The sequence below is a fragment of the Tenacibaculum jejuense genome, from assembly GCF_900198195.1.
In the GTDB taxonomy this organism is placed as follows: domain Bacteria; phylum Bacteroidota; class Bacteroidia; order Flavobacteriales; family Flavobacteriaceae; genus Polaribacter; species Polaribacter jejuensis.
In genome coordinates this window covers 4,436,204-4,452,843 of sequence record NZ_LT899436.1, presented here as the reverse complement: position 1 = coordinate 4,452,843, position 16,640 = coordinate 4,436,204, and the positions used below count along the sequence as shown (strand labels likewise).

Annotated in this window: 18 protein-coding genes; 14 read left to right on the top strand and 4 right to left on the bottom strand. The window is 29.8% G+C overall.

Going from position 1 to position 16,640, the window contains the following annotated elements; genetic code table 11:
- Positions 1-68: 68 nt before the first annotated feature.
- A complete protein-coding gene (locus AQ1685_RS19525; protein WP_095075128.1) occupies positions 69-545 on the top strand; it encodes a hypothetical protein in 477 nt (158 codons plus the stop codon).
- Here AQ1685_RS19525 and brnQ read toward each other — a convergent pair.
- Both brnQ and AQ1685_RS19515 read right to left on the bottom strand, forming a co-directional pair.
- On the bottom strand, positions 542-1,816 hold the full coding sequence (brnQ, locus tag AQ1685_RS19520) for a branched-chain amino acid transport system II carrier protein (protein ID WP_095074818.1): 1,275 nt from the start codon (positions 1,814-1,816) through the stop codon (positions 542-544). The genes AQ1685_RS19525 and brnQ overlap by 4 nt on opposite strands.
- Before the next feature lie 3 nt (positions 1,817-1,819).
- Complete coding sequence (locus tag AQ1685_RS19515) at positions 1,820-2,611, bottom strand: alpha/beta fold hydrolase (RefSeq protein ID WP_095074817.1); 792 nt, start codon at positions 2,609-2,611, stop codon at positions 1,820-1,822.
- A gap of 45 nt (positions 2,612-2,656) precedes the next feature.
- Between AQ1685_RS19515 and AQ1685_RS19510 the strand changes: the two genes are divergently transcribed.
- From AQ1685_RS19510 to AQ1685_RS19495, 4 genes are all read left to right on the top strand, one after another.
- Positions 2,657-3,442, top strand: coding sequence for an alpha/beta fold hydrolase (locus AQ1685_RS19510; RefSeq protein WP_095074816.1), 786 nt, complete (start codon positions 2,657-2,659; stop codon positions 3,440-3,442).
- A gap of 45 nt (positions 3,443-3,487) precedes the next feature.
- Positions 3,488-4,609: a helix-turn-helix domain-containing protein gene (locus tag AQ1685_RS19505; protein ID WP_095074815.1), complete on the top strand. Its 1,122-nt coding sequence runs from the start codon at positions 3,488-3,490 to the stop codon at positions 4,607-4,609.
- A gap of 12 nt (positions 4,610-4,621) precedes the next feature.
- Positions 4,622-5,740: a helix-turn-helix domain-containing protein gene (locus AQ1685_RS19500; protein WP_095074814.1), complete on the top strand. Its 1,119-nt coding sequence runs from the start codon at positions 4,622-4,624 to the stop codon at positions 5,738-5,740.
- A gap of 133 nt (positions 5,741-5,873) precedes the next feature.
- Positions 5,874-8,246, top strand: a complete 2,373-nt coding sequence (locus AQ1685_RS19495; RefSeq protein WP_095074813.1) for a TonB-dependent receptor domain-containing protein — start codon at positions 5,874-5,876, stop codon at positions 8,244-8,246.
- A gap of 80 nt (positions 8,247-8,326) precedes the next feature.
- Here AQ1685_RS19495 and AQ1685_RS19490 read toward each other — a convergent pair whose 3' ends face one another.
- Positions 8,327-9,115, bottom strand: coding sequence for a hypothetical protein (locus tag AQ1685_RS19490; RefSeq protein WP_095074812.1), 789 nt, complete (start codon positions 9,113-9,115; stop codon positions 8,327-8,329).
- A gap of 120 nt (positions 9,116-9,235) precedes the next feature.
- Between AQ1685_RS19490 and upp the strand changes: the two genes are divergently transcribed.
- Entirely contained in the window at positions 9,236-9,889 is a 654-nt protein-coding gene (gene upp, locus AQ1685_RS19485) for a uracil phosphoribosyltransferase (protein WP_095074811.1), read from the top strand.
- On the opposite strand, the gene AQ1685_RS19480 is transcribed toward upp, so the two are convergent.
- A complete protein-coding gene (locus AQ1685_RS19480; RefSeq protein ID WP_095074810.1) occupies positions 9,890-10,792 on the bottom strand; it encodes a DUF6427 family protein in 903 nt (300 codons plus the stop codon).
- 42 nt (positions 10,793-10,834) lie between these two features.
- Here AQ1685_RS19480 and AQ1685_RS19475 point away from each other — a divergent pair, with 42 nt between their 5' ends.
- The 8 genes from AQ1685_RS19475 to AQ1685_RS19440 all read left to right on the top strand — a co-directional run bounded on the left by AQ1685_RS19475 (position 10,835) and on the right by AQ1685_RS19440 (position 16,230).
- Positions 10,835-11,053 (top strand): DUF6341 family protein, encoded by a 219-nt coding sequence (locus tag AQ1685_RS19475; RefSeq protein ID WP_095074809.1) that lies wholly within the window; start codon positions 10,835-10,837, stop codon positions 11,051-11,053.
- A gap of 17 nt (positions 11,054-11,070) precedes the next feature.
- Positions 11,071-11,742, top strand: coding sequence for a tRNA (guanosine(46)-N7)-methyltransferase TrmB (trmB, locus tag AQ1685_RS19470; RefSeq protein ID WP_095074808.1), 672 nt, complete (start codon positions 11,071-11,073; stop codon positions 11,740-11,742).
- Positions 11,743-11,815: 73 nt separating this feature from the next.
- A complete protein-coding gene (locus AQ1685_RS19465) occupies positions 11,816-12,427 on the top strand; it encodes a hypothetical protein (protein WP_095074807.1) in 612 nt (203 codons plus the stop codon).
- 3 nt (positions 12,428-12,430) lie between these two features.
- On the top strand, positions 12,431-12,757 hold the full coding sequence (locus AQ1685_RS19460) for an MGMT family protein (RefSeq protein WP_095074806.1): 327 nt from the start codon (positions 12,431-12,433) through the stop codon (positions 12,755-12,757).
- Positions 12,758-12,879: 122 nt separating this feature from the next.
- Positions 12,880-14,010 carry an Mrp/NBP35 family ATP-binding protein gene (locus AQ1685_RS19455; RefSeq protein WP_095074805.1) on the top strand — a complete coding sequence of 377 codons (1,131 nt, stop codon included), beginning with the start codon at positions 12,880-12,882 and terminating at the stop codon, positions 14,008-14,010.
- A gap of 8 nt (positions 14,011-14,018) precedes the next feature.
- Positions 14,019-14,252 (top strand): NifU family protein, encoded by a 234-nt coding sequence (locus tag AQ1685_RS19450; RefSeq protein WP_095074804.1) that lies wholly within the window; start codon positions 14,019-14,021, stop codon positions 14,250-14,252.
- Between the two features lie 12 nt (positions 14,253-14,264).
- Positions 14,265-15,320 (top strand): NAD(P)/FAD-dependent oxidoreductase, encoded by a 1,056-nt coding sequence (locus AQ1685_RS19445; RefSeq protein WP_095074803.1) that lies wholly within the window; start codon positions 14,265-14,267, stop codon positions 15,318-15,320.
- A gap of 1 nt (position 15,321) precedes the next feature.
- A complete protein-coding gene (locus AQ1685_RS19440) occupies positions 15,322-16,230 on the top strand; it encodes a sterol desaturase family protein (protein ID WP_231970219.1) in 909 nt (302 codons plus the stop codon).
- The last annotated feature ends 410 nt before the right edge of the window (positions 16,231-16,640 follow it).

Genomic DNA, 16,640 nt, shown 5'->3' with positions numbered 1-16,640 from the left:
TAAGTCAAACTTTAAGTTTTGTACAGTTTTTGATTGTATCTTGAAACATATAAATAATGAAGTATATCATGAAAAAACTAGTAGTAATTTTAACGATTTTAGGAGCTAATTTTTTACAAGCACAACAAGAAGTAAGTATAGATTTAGCCGATGCTTTAGTAATAAAAACATTAGAAGTTACTTACGAACATTATATTGGAGAACAGTCTTCTATTGGTGCATCTGCACTTTTTAATTTTGAAGGAGAAAACTCAGATTTTAGGTATAATGAAGATAATATGATTACTCCATTTTTCCGTCATTATTTTACTACAGCAAGAAACTGGAATCACTTCGGAGAAATATTCATGGGAATCAATTCAGGAAAAAATGATAGTGGAATTTCTTATACTGATGGTGCATTAGGTATTTCTGTAGGAACAAAATATGTATCTAACGGAGGTTTAGTAGTTAGTGTTCATGGTGGTTTAGGGAGAAACTTTTTTACAGATTTATCTCCTTCGGTAGTACCAAGAATCGGATTAAATGTAGGATACCGTTTCTAAGCTTCCTTTTTGCTTAAGAAAAAAGTTATTGTAAAAGTTAACAACGCTGGTAACACCCAACCTAAATTATAATTAGCTAAAGGAATATAACTTTGAATATTTGTAATAGTATCATTTTTAGCGATAGATTGTATAAAATCTGGTGTGCTAAAAACGAGTGTTGCAATTACTACAGCTTTAAAAATATTTGCTGTAGCAACTTTTTCAGATAAAAGATTAAGCAAGATTAATACAATAGTTATCGGGTAAATAAACATTAATGCTGGAATAGCAATGTGAATAATATGATGTACATCAAACTGTCCCATAACCACACCTAAAATACACCCAACTATTGCTGTTACTGTATATGCTTTTTGAGAATTATCGAATAAACCTTTAAAATAATCAGAAGTTCCAGTTACAATTCCAACCGCAGTTGTAAAACACGCCAATGAAACCAAAACATTTAAAAAAGTAGTTCCAATATTTCCAAGTGTTTTTGAGCTTAGTCCAGTTAAAACTTCTGTTCTAGTCACTTCTTTTTCAAAAGTTCCGCCAAATAAAGCGCCATTGTAAATCAATCCAGCATAAATAACTAAAAGACCTAACCCAGCGACTAAACCTGCTTTGCTAATCAGTTCTTTTTTCTCTTGAAAACTAGCTTCTTTTTTAAAGTTCATAGAAATAACTAAAACTCCACCAATAACTACGGCTCCAATGGCATCAAAAGTCTGATAACCTTCTAAAATTCCATCAACTAAAGGTGTGTTAAAAATTGTAGCTTCTGTAATTGTATTGTCAGAAAAAATACCAATAAAAATTATAGAGATTAAGATGAGAATAATTAAAGGAGTTAAAAAACGTCCAATAAGATTTAAAATCTTACTTCTGTTCATCACAAAAATAAATACAAGAATAAAGTAAATGCTACTGGTTAACAATGAGCTTGTTTCGAAATATGGAGCAATTGCCATTTCATGAGTTACAGAAGCTGTTCTTGGTGCAGGTAAAGCAATGGAAATAGCATACACAATTAAACAATAAATTAAACTAAATGAAGGAGAAACTTTTTTCCCAAAATCATACATTGTTCCTTGTAAACGAGCATGAGCTAAGATTCCCAAAATAGGAATAAAAACAGCGGTAATAAAAAAACCTAAAGTTACCCAAAACCAAGAATCTGCCGCGTTTTTACCCAAAAATGGAGGAAGAATTAAATTTCCAGCACCAAAAAACATAGAAAATAAGGCAAATCCAACAATAAGGATTTCTTTTTTAGGATTTTTCATTGATTATTTAGTTGAATTTAATGAAGAGATAAAATCAATGGTCTTTGTGTTAAAAATAGTTGGTTGTTCTACGTTAACTACATGACCACATTTTTTAATAACAAATAAAGAAGAATTTACATGATGTTGCACCACTCTTTTTATCGACGGCAAAAACAAGTGATCTTCTTCTCCCATAATATATAAAGTAGGAATTTTTATGTCTTTACTCCTAAAAAAACGTAGTAACGGATTAATTTCTGAAGTAAGTTTAAACCATTTTAAAAACTCTTTTTGATACAGTTTTTTCGCTTCATTAATAAATAAAATTCTAGAATTCCTATGGTTTTTTCTAGGCATAATAATAAAAGCAAATAACTTGTAAAGTAACATGTAAGGAACAATAGATTTAAAAAGATTACCCAATTTCATGAGTAATTGCGATCTAAAATTCAGTTTTAAAATAGCGCCTCCTAAAATCATACTTTTCACCAATTCAGGTTTTTTTTCAGCAAGATTTCTAATTAGAATAGATCCTAAAGAAATACCAATAAAATGTGATTTGTTAATTTTTACATGATTTAAAACTTCAATAATGTCCTTAGTTACGACATCAAAATTATATTCACTTTTAAAAATTTTACCTAAGGTAGGTTTACTTCTTCCATGTCCTCTTAAGTCGAGAATAAGTACATTAAAATGTTTTTTAAATTCTCTAACTTGTTTAAACCAAATCGTACTACTTCCACCAGCTCCATGAACAAAAGTAACCCACTCTGTAGAGGTTTTATGCAAATATGTATTGTGATATAACAAGTCTCGTTTTATGTTTTAATCTTGAAAGATACATATTTTTGCGCCATGGTAGATTCTATACTATATAAAAATGCTAAAGTTGCATATCAAATTTATGGTGCAGGAAAGCAAAAATTAGTTTTGTTACACGGTTTTTTAGAAAATGCTAAAATGTGGAATTTTCTAACGAAAGAAATGCAATATGATTTCCAAATTATAACTGTAGACTTGCTTGGTCATGGAGCTTCGGAGTGTTTAGGTTATGTGCATACCATGGAAGAAATTGCCGAAACCATTCATTTGGTATTAAAAAAAGAAAAGATTGTGAAAGCAACTTTTATAGGTCATTCAATGGGAGGTTATGTTGCTTTGGCTTTTGCTGAAAAATATCCTGATTATGTGGAACGATTATGTTTGTTGAATTCAACATCTTCTCCAGATTCAGAAGAACGTAAGGAAATACGAGATAGAGCAATTAAAATGGCCAAGACAAATTATAAAACATTAGTAGCAATGTCTGTTGGAAATTTATTTGCAAGAGAAACTTATGAAAAGTTTGGAGATAAAATAGAAGCTTGTAAACAAGAAGCTTTAAAAACTAAAGTACAAGGCTATATTGCTTGTTCGGAAGGAATGAAGCTGAGAAAAAACAGATCAAATGTTTTACAAAATAGTACATTTAAAAAGTTAATCATCGCAGGGAAAAAAGATCCAGTTTTAACAATAAAAGCGATACAAGTCGAGGCAGATCATACAAAAACTCCGCTACAAGTTTTATCTAACGGACATATGAGTCATATTGAAAATGAGGAAGAACTAGTAGTTCTATTAAAAGATTTTTGTTTGTCGTAAGTGCATCAAAGAATATTCATTTATATTTGAATTGAAGCCAAACAAATGAATAATTTAGATTTAAGGGTTTTTATTGGAATCCTAGCTACTTTTGTAACATTACTATTTGCTGTTTTTATTTTCACTGTTAAGTCTGAAAATAAATTGAGCAATCGTTTATTTGGTGTTTTCCTGTTGTTAAGTTCAATTGAAATGAGCGGTTTTTTTGTTCATGATTTCATACCAACATCGTTAAGTATGATTATGCTTAAGAACAACAACTATTATTTACTAACTCCAGTTTTTTACTTTTATGTTTGTTCGGTATGTTATTCTAATTTTAAATTAGAAAAAAAACATTTGTGGCATTTATTGCCTTTTATTATTGGTAACATAGCCATGATGCCTCGATTTTATTTTGGTAGCGATCAAGTTTTAGAAGAAGTTTCTAAAGACACAATTCATACTTGGGAAGTTATTTTTATGCATCTTTCCATGCATTTACAATCTGTTTTTTATTATGTGATGAGTTTAGTTGCGTTGAAACGGGCAAAAAATATTTTTTACGAAAATCATTCAGGAAATAGAATTCAAGCTTATAAATGGTTGTATCAAATTGTAATGTTTTGGATTGTCATTTTTTGTATTGCGCTTGTGAAAAATATTCTAAAATATTCTGATGTTGAAGAAAAGATATTTTCGTGGTCTCAGGTAATTTTAATTTTTTCGGTCTTATTAGTTACTTGTTGGTATATTTTAAAAGCCTTAAATAATCCTGAACTGTTTAAAGGAGTAGATTCTCACACTAAATTAACAAAGGATTTATTAAATGAAAATGAAGAGAAGGGTGAGAATGATGAAATTATTGAAAGGCTAAAAGTGTTTATGGACACAGAAAAGCCTTACTTGAATCCATCTTTATCTATTCGAAATTTGGCACAGCAAATGAAAATTCCTTCAAGAGAATTGTCTATAGCAATCAATCACGATTTAAAACAACATTTCTTTGATTTTGTAAACGAATACAGAATAAAAAAAGCAATGCAATTGTTAACTGATAAAAATCAACCAAAATTAACAGTGTTAGAAATTTTATATGAAGTAGGATTTAATTCGAAATCGTCTTTCAACACAGCGTTTAAGAAATACACAAGTTTAACTCCTACTCAATACCGAAAAAAAGTTTAAGGACTAAATACAATGGAAAAAGTTTCTGTAATAGCAGTTTTAGGATTTATAATTTTCTTGTTGTTCTTGTTTTTTGCAGGCTTCTTACTTACTGTAAAAACCAATAAGAAATTAGGAAATCGTTTATTGGCTTTTTTCTTAATAGTTACAGCTTTAGATATTAGTGTGTTTTTTTATTCCATGTTTGTAACACCAAACCTGAATTTAGAAATGCTAAGGATCAAATTATCTGCTTTTAAAGATCCGTTATTATTCTTGTACGTACTTTCGGTTATCTATTCTAATTTTAAACTGAAGAAAATTCACGTATTACATAGTTTATTTTGGGTAGTAAGTATAGGAATATTATTACCAAATTTTTTCCTTGTAGATACTTCAGCAAAAGAAGTTTTTTTAAATAATTATGATGATAATTGGGAAATTCAATTTTTAGATTTCGCAGGGCATTTTGTTTCTTTAGGCTATTTTTTAGCAACATTGTATTACGTGTTGCGATATCGAAAGTTGATTCTTGAGAATTACACAAATTCTGATGTTTTGAAAAATTATAATTGGTTAAAACAATTACTAATTTTAATTACGATCGGACATGTGTTAACGTTAATTAAAGGATATGCTAGAGATACAATTGAAAATGATGAAGTAACTCAGGTTTTAAGAATTGTAGTGTTACTTTTTGGAGTCTTTTTTATCTTTTGGTTATTCTTAAAAGCATTACACTCTCCAAAATTATTTAGAGGAATAGATGTTCATCTTTCTACATCAAAAGAAATAGAAAAAGAAGTAGATGAAAACAATACGAAGGTAGAAGATTTAAAAAACTACATGATTACAAAAGAGCCGTTTTTAAATCCAGATTTAACGATTCGTAAACTTGCTGAAAATATGCAAATGCCTATGCGAGATTTATCGGTGTTAATCAATCAAAATTTGAATCAACATTTCTTCGATTTTATAAATGGATATCGAATAGAAAAAGCTAAAAAAATACTCTCAGATACCTCAAAATCTAAAGTTACTGTTTTAGAAATCTTGTATGAAGTTGGTTTTAATTCAAAATCATCTTTCAATACTGCTTTTAAAAAACATACAGGGAAAACACCTACACAATACAGAAAATCAGTTGTTTAACGTAAAGTCGAACGTTTTAAAAAAATAGTCGAACCAATTTTTAGAAGAGAAAAAGGTTCGACTTTATGTTGTCGGTCGCACAAAATAGGAATCTAAAGCACTTTTGTGTCATCAAAACAAAAAAACACAAAACATGAAACGTTTAGCTTTAGTAACACTATTATTTTTATCAGTATTAGTTTACGCACAACAAGTAAAAGGAAAAGTTGTAGATGCATTAGGAAATATTGCATTTGCAGATGTAGTTTTAAAAGATGCTACAGGAAAAGTTATTGCAGGAACAAACTCTAACGATGATGGAATTTTTTCACTTAAAAGTCCGAAAGGAAACTATGAGATTACAATTTCTTTTTTAGGGTATAAAGGTTGGAAAAAACAGATTTTGATAACGAATACTATCGATTTGGGAACAATCACATTACTAGAAGACAGTGAAAATTTAGAAGAGGTAGTTATAAAATCAAAAACAAGAGTGATTCAACAAAAAGTAGATCGATTAGTTTTTGATGTAGAAAAAAGTGTTGTTGCCGAAGGAGGAAATGGTATAGATATTTTAAATGTTGCGCCAAGAGTTCAGGTACAAAACGGAACTTTAGAAATTTTAGGAAAAGGACCTTCTAGAGTTTTAATTAATGGCCGCTTATCACCTTTAGAAGGAGAGGAGTTAACAGCTTTCTTGCAAAGTTTAAATGCAAACGATATAAAAACAATTGAAGTTATTACAAATCCGCCAGCAAAATATGAAGCTTCTGGTAGAGGAGGTTTAATCAATATCATTTTAAAGAAATCGAAGCAAAATTCTTGGAATAATACTGTTAGAGCTGTTTACAATCAAAACAGATATAATTTCGGTTCACTTCGAAACAACTTTTCTTACAATAAGAATAATTTATCTGTAGTTGCAAGTATAAATGCTACAAAAGGGCATTACAGACATACAGAGGATTTACAAATTCAGTATCCACAAAACTTTTGGGATATTGCTATTGAGTCTAAAGAAAGAACAGATAATTTTTCAGGAAGATTTCAATTAGATTATCAAGTTTCAGATCATACATCTTTAGGAATTCAATATTTAGGAAATGCCAGAAAACCAGGAGGATTTACCACAGTAATATCAACAGTTTTTGATGAGAACAAACAATTAGATCGATTTATTGAAAACAAGGGAGATAATAGTATTAATAGAAAAAACAACACCTTAAATTTTCATGCAGAAACAAAACTAGATTCTTTGGGAAGATCAATTTCTGTAGACGCAGATTATTTTAATTACAATTCTAAAAATGATAGAGATTTTACAACAGAAGTGTTTGATAATAGCGGGAATTCAATGGGAATATCATCGGCTGCATTAAATATTTCAGATCAGGATATTCAAAACTATAGTTCGAAAATAGATGTGAATTATCCAATAAATAAAGTTCAATTATCGTTTGGAGGAAAGGCAAGTTTTACAACTACAAAAAGTAATATTTTGTTCTTTGATACACTTTCTGGAAATCCGGTTTTAGATCCAACAAGATCGAATAATTTCGAATACCAAGAAGATAACTTGGCAGCTTACATATCTGCAAGTACAAACTTAAATTCAAAATTAGAATTGAAGTTAGGATTACGTTTAGAGAATACAAATACAAAAGGAATTAGTGAGCAAACAAATCAAGAGATAGAAAATGAATTTACAAAGTTGTTTCCAACGTTGTATGTATCCTATAGAAAAAATGATCATCATGCTTTTTCTTTCTCTTACGGAAAACGAATTGATAGACCAAGATTTTCAGATTTAAATCCATTTAGATATTATATTAATGATAATAGTTTCGGAGAAGGAAATCCTTTTTTACAGCCATCATTCACAGATAGTTTTGAGTTGTCACATTCTTATAAAAGAAATTTAAACACAAGTGTATTTTTAAATGTTACTACAGATGGTTTTGGAGTAATTTTTACTTCAGATCCTGTTGCAGAAACTCAAATAGTGACTCGTGATAACTATATCACACAATATAATTATGGAATTTCTGAGAACTATAGTTTTAAAGCAAATTCATGGTGGCAAAGTCAGAATAGCATCAATATTTTAGGGTATTATTCAACATTTCAAAAAGAAATAGGAGCAAAGCCAAGAAATGGAGTGCAAGTAAGAATAGCTTCTAATAATACATTTTCATTGTCAGAAAAATCAAAATTTTTAGTGAACTCATGGTATAGTTCTGCGTACAGCGGAGGTTTGTTTAGTGTTGGAGAAATGTATAGCGTGTCTTTAGGGTATCAACACGATTTTAAAAACAATATAAAACTCTCTGTTTTTGCTAATGATATTTTTAATACAAGTGCCTTAAATAATTTAACATCTGTAGTGGATGGTGTTGAACAAGTATACGGACAAAATGAAAGTAATAGAAATTTCAGAGTTTCTTTAGCGTATAGTTTCGGAAATAAAAAGATAAAAGTAAAAGACAGAAATTTCGGTAACGACGAAGAACGAAGAAGAAGTAATTAAAACAAGTTTTGTTTTGATAAAATGCTATGCAAAATGAAGTATATTTTAAGATTCCTGCATATGCAGGAATCTTTTTTAGTTTAAAATGTATACTCCAATCCAAATACCAATCCAGATACAGTTTCACTACCTAATTTATAGTTGTGATATCCTGTATAAAGAGCTGTTTTTTTTATGTGATATTTAGCCTGAGCTTTAAATACATTTACAGAATTATCATTAATAAAACTTTGTTTCCAACCCAAGTGTAGACTAATTGGTTTAGCAGGATAAATATCTGTACCAAAATTATAAGAAACTCCAGCAGTATTTACACCATTTCCGACATAAGTGACTCCCAATCCCCACCACATAGATATATTACGATTTCTAATTCTGTAATAATTTAAGTTTACAGATGTAATATTTAAAGATTCTGAGTTTAATAATGTGTTTTCAGAAAAGTTAATGTGAGAAAGTTCAACTCCAACTAAATAAACAGGTTTGTATACTGCGTTAAATTCAATTCCTCTTACGCGGTTAACTAAATAGTTTGTGCCTAATTTTAGGCTTTGTTTTTTAAGGTTTCCATCTAAGCTAATAGAATATTCACCTTCTTTATCATTGTAATAGGGATAGGGATTCATTGCTGTTTCTGTGGGTTCTCCAATGAAAACACCAAGACTAGCATAATAAAAGACATCTAAGAAAATTTCTCCGAAAAAAGCGGAAAAAAAATTAATGTCATCATCATCGTCTGAATCATCATTTGAATTACTGCTAGATGATGAACTAGAGCTGCTGCTTAAACTTTGTTTAGCATTACTTAAAGTACTTTGACTGCATAAAAAAAAGGGAATAAATACTAATAATAGTAGTTTTCGTTTCATAGTAGTTTCGTTTCAGTTTTGTCATTTTTTACCAAATTTTGTACCGTAAATTTTTATATGTGAAACCTATGATTAATTTTATAGATTAATTAACATTTAAATAGAGCTCCTAAAAAAACAATGAAAGTATTCCATTTAGCACACAAAAACTCTATTCTTAATAAGTTTCTTACAGAAATAAGGGATAAAACTATTCAAAAAGATAGTATGCGATTTCGAAGAAATATTGAAAGGATTGGAGAAATTTTAGGATATGAATTAAGCAAAAATCTTAAATATAAAACTCAAAAAATCAATACGCCTTTAGGAGCTAAACAAGTTAACTTACCAGATAATGAAGTTGTTTTATGTTCAATTTTACGAGCAGGTTTACCACTTCATAATGGGTTGTTAAATTATTTCGATGATGCTGAAAATGCTTTTATATCTGCATACCGTTACCATCCAAATAATACGGAAGAATTTGAAATTATTGTAGAGTATTTTGCTTCACCACCCATAGAAAATAAAACCGTTCTACTTATTGATCCGATGTTGGCCACAGGTAGGTCTTTAGTCTCAGTTTATACGGCATTAAAGAATTATGGAACACCAAAGGAAATTCATATTGTTTCAGTAATTGGGTCATTAGATGGAATAGATTTTATTAAAAATCACTTTCCGGTTAATACTTCTTTATGGATTGCAGATATTGATAAAAATTTGAATGCTAAAGGATATATTGTTCCAGGTTTAGGAGATGCAGGTGATTTAGCTTTCGGCAAAAAAATGTAATCAAGAAAAATACGATAATAATGATGCCGAGAGAATTCCAATTAAAATAATATCTGAATACCATTTTTTTTGAAACAACTCGAAACCATTAGCTATAATAAGAGCTGCAGGAAAAATAATATAAAGTAGTTCAGTACCACTTCTTTCACTTAACAATACAACTAATACCAAAGAAAAGAAAAAGTGAAAGCAAATTAAAATCCAACTTTTTCTAAAAGTATTTTTTACTCTAAAAGTTTTCGGCGTTTTAAGTATCGAAGCTAAAGTGATTAAAATTAAAAGTAAGCTAAACAAGATGATATATCTTGAAGTATTGTATATACTAAAATCATAATTTGTTTTCCACGATAATAAATTATAAAAATTTTCTAATTCAGAATACCAAAAACAATACGTAAAATAGAGAATTATTGGTACTGAAAAACCAATTATTGGGGTAAAAATCCTTCTAACATCAATGTGTTCGTGAACTAAAATCCCAATAAAAGTTAAGGGGAAAAACAACAAAGTATAAGGTTCTATTAAAAAAGAAATACCAATCCAAAACCCACTATCAAATAACTTTTTAATGATATTTTTTGAAGATTGAAAACTATATACTCTTCTGATATATATTATTAGAATGAGATTAGAATAAAAGAGCGTGTTGATTTTAAAAACTTCAGGAAAAAAACCTAGAAGAATACAAAAAAATAAGAAAAAATAAGAGTTGTCGAAAGTGAGATTGTTTCTTGAATTCACAAAGTTTACAATCCCAAAAAGTGTTAAAAACCACAAGAAAAGAGGAATGTTAACCACATCAATATAGTTTGTAAAAAAACTAGTAACTACATAACAAGCAAATAATCCTATGATAAACATAGAATTTACCGGTTTAGTTGTACTGAAAAAGTTGGTTAACATTTTTTCTTTTTATATTTTTGCAGGCGTAAAGATAATCAAGATATGTTAGGATTAAATATTTTTAGACTTATAGGTGAGGTTTTTCAAGTTTTATTCATTCCATTTGAATGGATTCGAACATCTCTTGCAAAAAGTAGTGCTGGTTGGTGGACTTCTAATGCTATCAATTGGTTTTTCTTATTCATACTTATTGCATTACTTTCTTACTGGATTTCTCAAGCTCTTAAATTTAAGAGAGAAGGAACAGAAGATAGAGCCTAAGCTTAAGCTATTTTATATTGGGAAGTAAAAACAAACTCAAACGTTTCAGAGAAAACGAAACTTTTGCTAATGTTATTCAACCTACAAGAGAAGAAGTTGTAAACGACTTTTCTCTTAAAGGCAAGTGGAATACATTTTTTAAAAACGATAATCCTATTATTTTAGAATTAGGATGTGGTAAAGGAGAATATACTATTGCATTAGCAGAAAAGAATCCAGAATTCAATTTTATAGGAATCGATATTAAAGGTGCACGTTTTTGGAGAGGTGCAAAAACCGCTCTAGAAAACGACATGAATAATGTTGCTTTCATCAGAACACAAATAGAATTAGTTGATTTTATTTTTGCTGAAAATGAAGTGCATGAAATTTGGATTACTTTCCCAGATCCTCAAATAAAATATAAGAGAACTAAACATCGTATGACAAATACTAGTTTTCTTAAGAGATATCATCATATTTTGAAGCCAGATGGTGTCATAAATCTTAAAACAGATAGTGAATTTATGCATGGCTACACCTTAGGACTTTTACATGGTGAAGGTCATGAAGTTTTACATGCAAACCACGATGTGTATAAAAATCACTACTCTCCAGAAGAAGTTACAGGAACACAAACTTTTTATGAGAAACAATACCTAGAAAAAGGTAAGCCAATTACATATGTCAAATTTAAGCTGAATTACTAGTTAAGTATTTATAACTCTCAAGAAAGTTTTCTTTTATTACAGCGTCTAAAACTATTAACAAATAGTTTTAAAAATGCTACTTCATTTTATTCTTGGTTTTATCACTTCTTACTTCGGTTTTGCAGCACCAAGTATGCTAAATTTAACTGTAGGTAAAATTTTTATTGATGAAAATAAAAAATCAGCAAGACATTTTATTTTTGGAGCAGCGATTGTAGTTTTCTTTCAGTTTTTATTGAGTTTGATCGTGATTCGATTAATTCATAAATTTCCAGATATATTATTGTGGATTAAAAATATAGCAGTTCTTGTTTTTGTATATCTATCTTTTTTCTACCTAAATAAGGAATTCTCGTCAAGGGAAAAAGTACAGCAAGTTTGTAATCAAAAAACTTGTTTTTCTTACGGAATCAAACTGTCTTTTATAAACATGTTTGCAATTCCTTTTTTCGCATTAGCATATTCATTCTTCATCGCTAAAGGTTTATTATCTCAAGAATATGACTATTTGTTGTCTTTTGGAATCGGAACTTCATTAGGTGTAGTCGCGGTTCTTTCAAGTTATATTTTACTTATTAAAAAGATAGAAGCTAAAGTGACTAAAGTAATGGTGTTTTTTAATCCGTTAATGAGTATAATTACAGGTTTTTTAGCAATAGTAACATTAATAAAATTGTACTTTTAAAGCATGGAAGATTCTAAAAATTTTTTTGATAAAGTATATGAAGTAGCAAGATTAATTCCCCACGGAAGAGTAACAAGTTACGGAGCAATTGCAAAATATTTAGGAGCTGCCCGTTCTGCAAGAATGGTAGGTTGGGCAATGAATAACTCAGGAGGTAAAGAGGTTCCAGCACATAGAGTTGTAAATAGAAAAGGTATTCTTACAGGGAAACATCATTTTGATGGAACAAATTTAATGCAACAGTTATTAGAAAGTGAAGGAATAGAAGTTATAGAAAATCAAATACAAGATTTAGAAAAAGTATTTTGGGATCCAATGAAGGAATTATAGTTTATTTATTTAAAAATAAAGTGATTATTAAAGCTTATTGAGCTATAAACAATCACAATTCATAAGCTTTAATATCTGGAGCTTAAATGGTATCTTTGTTGGTAGAATTAATACAAAACATAATGAGCTTTAAAAAGCAAGATATATATAACGCATTAGAAACAATAACTGCTCCAGGAGAAGGAAAAAGTTTAGTTGAAAATGATAATGTAAAGAATGTAGTTACTTTTGGTAATGAAGTAATTGTAGATGTTGTAATTGGAAACCCAACTTTACAAGCTAAGAAAAAGGTGGAAACAGAAATTAAAAAAGCAATCCATCAAAATGTAAGTAATAGCGTTGAAGTTAAAGTTAACGTAAAAGCAGAAGTAAAACCAAAGGAAGAGGTAAATCAAATCCGAGGGAAAGAAATTCCTAACATTAAAAATATTATTGCAATTGCTTCGGGTAAAGGTGGAGTTGGAAAATCTACAGTTACTGCAAACGTTGCAATAAGTTTAGCGAAAATGGGATTCAATGTGGGTGTTTTAGATGCAGATGTTTACGGACCTTCGCAACACATTATGTTCGATGTTGAACGTGAAAGACCATTATCAGTCAAAGTTGATGGGCGCTCAAAAATGAAACCTGTTGAAAATTACGGAGTAAAATTATTATCATTAGGTTTCTTTACCAATCCTAATCAAGCTGTGATTTGGAGAGGGCCAATGGCTTCTAAGGCTTTAAATCAATTAATTTTTGATGCAGATTGGGGAGAAATAGATTTCTTATTGATAGATTTACCTCCTGGAACAGGTGATGTTCATTTATCAATTGTTCAAGCATTACCAATTACTGGAGCAGTGGTAGTAAGTACGCCACAAAATATTGCTCTAGCAGATGCTAAAAAAGGAGTGGCTATGTTTCAACAAGAAGCAATCAACGTTCCTGTTTTAGGAATTGTTGAGAATATGGCATATTTTACACCTGCAGAATTACCAGAAAATAAATATTATATTTTCGGTCAGAATGGAGCTAAGAATTTAGCTGAAGATATAGAAACAAAATTCTTAGGTGAAATTCCAATTGTTCAAAGTATAAGAGAAGCAGGTGATGTTGGTCATCCAGTTGCGTTACAAAATGGAACAAAACTTGAAGCTTCTTTTAAAGAAATTACACAAGAAATTGTGTCACAGTTATTAAAAAGAAATGCAAATTTACCTCCAACAGAAGTAGTACGAATTACTACCATGAGTGGTTGCAGTACAAAATAAGTTAGTTTATGTCAGTAGAAACACAAAGTAAAGTAGAAAAAGCATTAGAAGAAATTCGTCCATTCTTAATCAGTGATGGAGGAAATATTAAGCTTTTATCAGTAGAAAACAATATCGTAAAAGTACAATTAGAAGGAGCTTGTAGCGGTTGTTCAGTCAACCAGATGACACTAAAAAATGGTGTTGAAGCAACAATCAAAAGACATGCTCCAGAGATTGAAGAAGTGATTAATGTAGCCTAAAAATTTACTTTTATGATTAAAACCGATATACTAATTATAGGTGCCGGTCCTACAGGTTTGTTTACAGTTTTTGAAGCAGGTCTATTAAAATTACGTTGTCATTTAATTGATGCGTTACCACAACCGGGTGGACAATGTTCTGAGATTTATCCTAAAAAACCTATTTATGATATTCCTGCATATCCAGAGATTTTAGCTGGTGATTTAACAGATAAATTAATGGAGCAAATTAAACAATTTGAACCAGGATTTACTCTAGGAGAACGTGCAGATACTGTAGAAAAACAAGAAGACGGAACATTTATCGTTACCACAAATAAAGGGACAAAACATCATGCACCAGTAGTTGCTATTGCTGGTGGTTTAGGAAGTTTTGAGCCTAGAAAACCACCTATTAGTAATATAATAGATTTCGAAGGAAAAGGAGTAGAATATATTATTAAAGAGCCGGAAATGTATCGTGGTAAAAATGTGGTTATTGCTGGTGGTGGAGATTCTGCTCTAGATTGGTCTATTTTCTTAGCTGATGTTGCTAATTCTGTTACGTTAATTCATAGACGAAACGAATTTAGAGGTCATTTAGATTCTGTAGATCAAGTACAAAAATTAAAGAACGAAGGAAAAATCAATTTAATCACTCCAGCTGAGGTTAAAGCAATTGTTGGTGATGGTAAAGTTGAAGGAGTAGAAGTTCATAAGAAAGAAGAAGAGCCTTTCGTGATCAACACAGATCATTTTATTCCTTTATTTGGATTATCACCAAAATTAGGACCGATCGCCGATTGGGGATTAGAGATTGAGAAAAATGCAATTAAAGTAAACAATGCATTAGATTATCAAACTAATATTCCTGGAATTTATGCCATCGGAGATGTAAATACATATCCAGGTAAGCTAAAGTTAATTTTATGTGGATTCCATGAAGCTACTTTAATGTGTCAAAGTGCTTTCAAAAGGATTTTTCCAGATAAAAAATATGTAATGAAATACACAACAGTTGGTGGTGTGCAAGGTTTTGACGGAACTAAAAAAGAAGCACCAAAAGCTGTAGTAAAGGCAATAAATTAAGTTGACAATTACAGAATATATACAACAACTGTCACAGGATAAACTCTTGTATTTTGCATTGCCAATTTTCTTTGTTTCTATGTTAGTAGAATATTGGTTTGCAAAAGAAAAGTATCATGGTAAAGACACTACAGTTTCTTTAGTAATGATGTTATTTTCAGCAGTTATTGAATTTATACCAAAAGTATTGGCATTTGTTGTATTTTTCTATTTGTATCAATTAAGTCCTTTACAAGATGTTGTTCATCGTCAGTGGTGGGCTTGGTTACTATTATTTTTTGCTGATGATATTTCATATTATTGGTTTCATCGATTAAATCACGAAGTTCGTTTGTTTTGGGCAGGTCATGTGCCACATCATTCATCTATTTATATGAATTTGGGAACAGCATTACGCCAAGGTGTTGGAGAACGTGTTCACAAGTTTTTCTTTTGGTTATGGATTCCATTATTAGGATTTGATCCTTTAATGATGTTCACCATGATGGGCGTAAGTTTAATTTATCAGTTTTTTGTGCATACAGAATTGGTAGATAAATTACCAAAACCAATCGAATTTATTTTCAACACACCATCTCATCATCGAGTTCATCATGCGTCCAATATTCGATATTTGGATTGTAACCATGCAGGAATTCTAATTATCTGGGATCGTATTTTTGGTACCTTTTCTGAAGAATTAAAAGAAATTGATCAGCCAGTTTACGGCTTAACAGTAAATATTGAAACATTTAATCCTGTTAAAGTTGCTACACATGAATACGCCGCTATATGGAAAGATGTAAAACGAGCCGATAAATGGTCTGATAAATTGAATTATATTTTTAATTCACCAGGTTGGAGTCACGACGGAGAAGATAAGCGAGCGAAAGTGCTTCGAAAAAAGTTGAAAGAAAAAGAATTGAAATGATAGAGTTAAATTTAGTTTCAACGTATTTTTTTGATAAGGTTTTAAGTACAAGAATTTTACTATTTTTTGCTTTAATATCAATAGTTTTTATAGTTATTCTCATTAACTATTATAGTTTTTTAGAAAGAAAAGAATGGGATAAAAACAAACACTATATTGACTATTCAAAGATTCTTTTTAGGATAGTAAATTTTATTTCGTTAGTGATAATATTTAACACAATCATGTCGTTTGAAACTATTCTTAAGTACTCAGATATACTAACTTTACCCTGTTTATTAATATCAATTTTCTATTTTAATTACTACAGGAAAGTGAGTTTCAAAATCAAGAGAAAATTAAAATCACTTACAAGAGGTACATCAATATATCGTTCAAGTAAAAACATTTTTTTAATAGAAAAGATTGAG

Excerpts from the sequence above, each read along its gene's own strand:
- AQ1685_RS19455 (WP_095074805.1), top strand. The coding sequence starts at position 12,880 with ATGAGCTTTAAAAAGCAAGATATATATAACGCATTAGAAACAATAACT.
- AQ1685_RS19500 (WP_095074814.1), top strand. The coding sequence starts at position 4,622 with ATGGAAAAAGTTTCTGTAATAGCAGTTTTAGGATTTATAATTTTCTTG.
- brnQ (WP_095074818.1), bottom strand. The coding sequence starts at position 1,816 with ATGAAAAATCCTAAAAAAGAAATCCTTATTGTTGGATTTGCCTTATTT.
- AQ1685_RS19445 (WP_095074803.1), top strand. The coding sequence starts at position 14,265 with ATGATTAAAACCGATATACTAATTATAGGTGCCGGTCCTACAGGTTTG.
- AQ1685_RS19450 (WP_095074804.1), top strand. The coding sequence starts at position 14,019 with ATGTCAGTAGAAACACAAAGTAAAGTAGAAAAAGCATTAGAAGAAATT.
- AQ1685_RS19460 (WP_095074806.1), top strand. The coding sequence starts at position 12,431 with ATGGAAGATTCTAAAAATTTTTTTGATAAAGTATATGAAGTAGCAAGA.
- AQ1685_RS19495 (WP_095074813.1), top strand. The coding sequence starts at position 5,874 with ATGAAACGTTTAGCTTTAGTAACACTATTATTTTTATCAGTATTAGTT.
- AQ1685_RS19490 (WP_095074812.1), bottom strand. The coding sequence starts at position 9,115 with ATGAAACGAAAACTACTATTATTAGTATTTATTCCCTTTTTTTTATGC.
- AQ1685_RS19525 (WP_095075128.1), top strand. The coding sequence starts at position 69 with ATGAAAAAACTAGTAGTAATTTTAACGATTTTAGGAGCTAATTTTTTA.
- AQ1685_RS19505 (WP_095074815.1), top strand. The coding sequence starts at position 3,488 with ATGAATAATTTAGATTTAAGGGTTTTTATTGGAATCCTAGCTACTTTT.
- AQ1685_RS19510 (WP_095074816.1), top strand. The coding sequence starts at position 2,657 with ATGGTAGATTCTATACTATATAAAAATGCTAAAGTTGCATATCAAATT.
- AQ1685_RS19465 (WP_095074807.1), top strand. The coding sequence starts at position 11,816 with ATGCTACTTCATTTTATTCTTGGTTTTATCACTTCTTACTTCGGTTTT.
- AQ1685_RS19475 (WP_095074809.1), top strand. The coding sequence starts at position 10,835 with ATGTTAGGATTAAATATTTTTAGACTTATAGGTGAGGTTTTTCAAGTT.
- AQ1685_RS19480 (WP_095074810.1), bottom strand. The coding sequence starts at position 10,792 with ATGTTAACCAACTTTTTCAGTACAACTAAACCGGTAAATTCTATGTTT.
- upp (WP_095074811.1), top strand. The coding sequence starts at position 9,236 with ATGAAAGTATTCCATTTAGCACACAAAAACTCTATTCTTAATAAGTTT.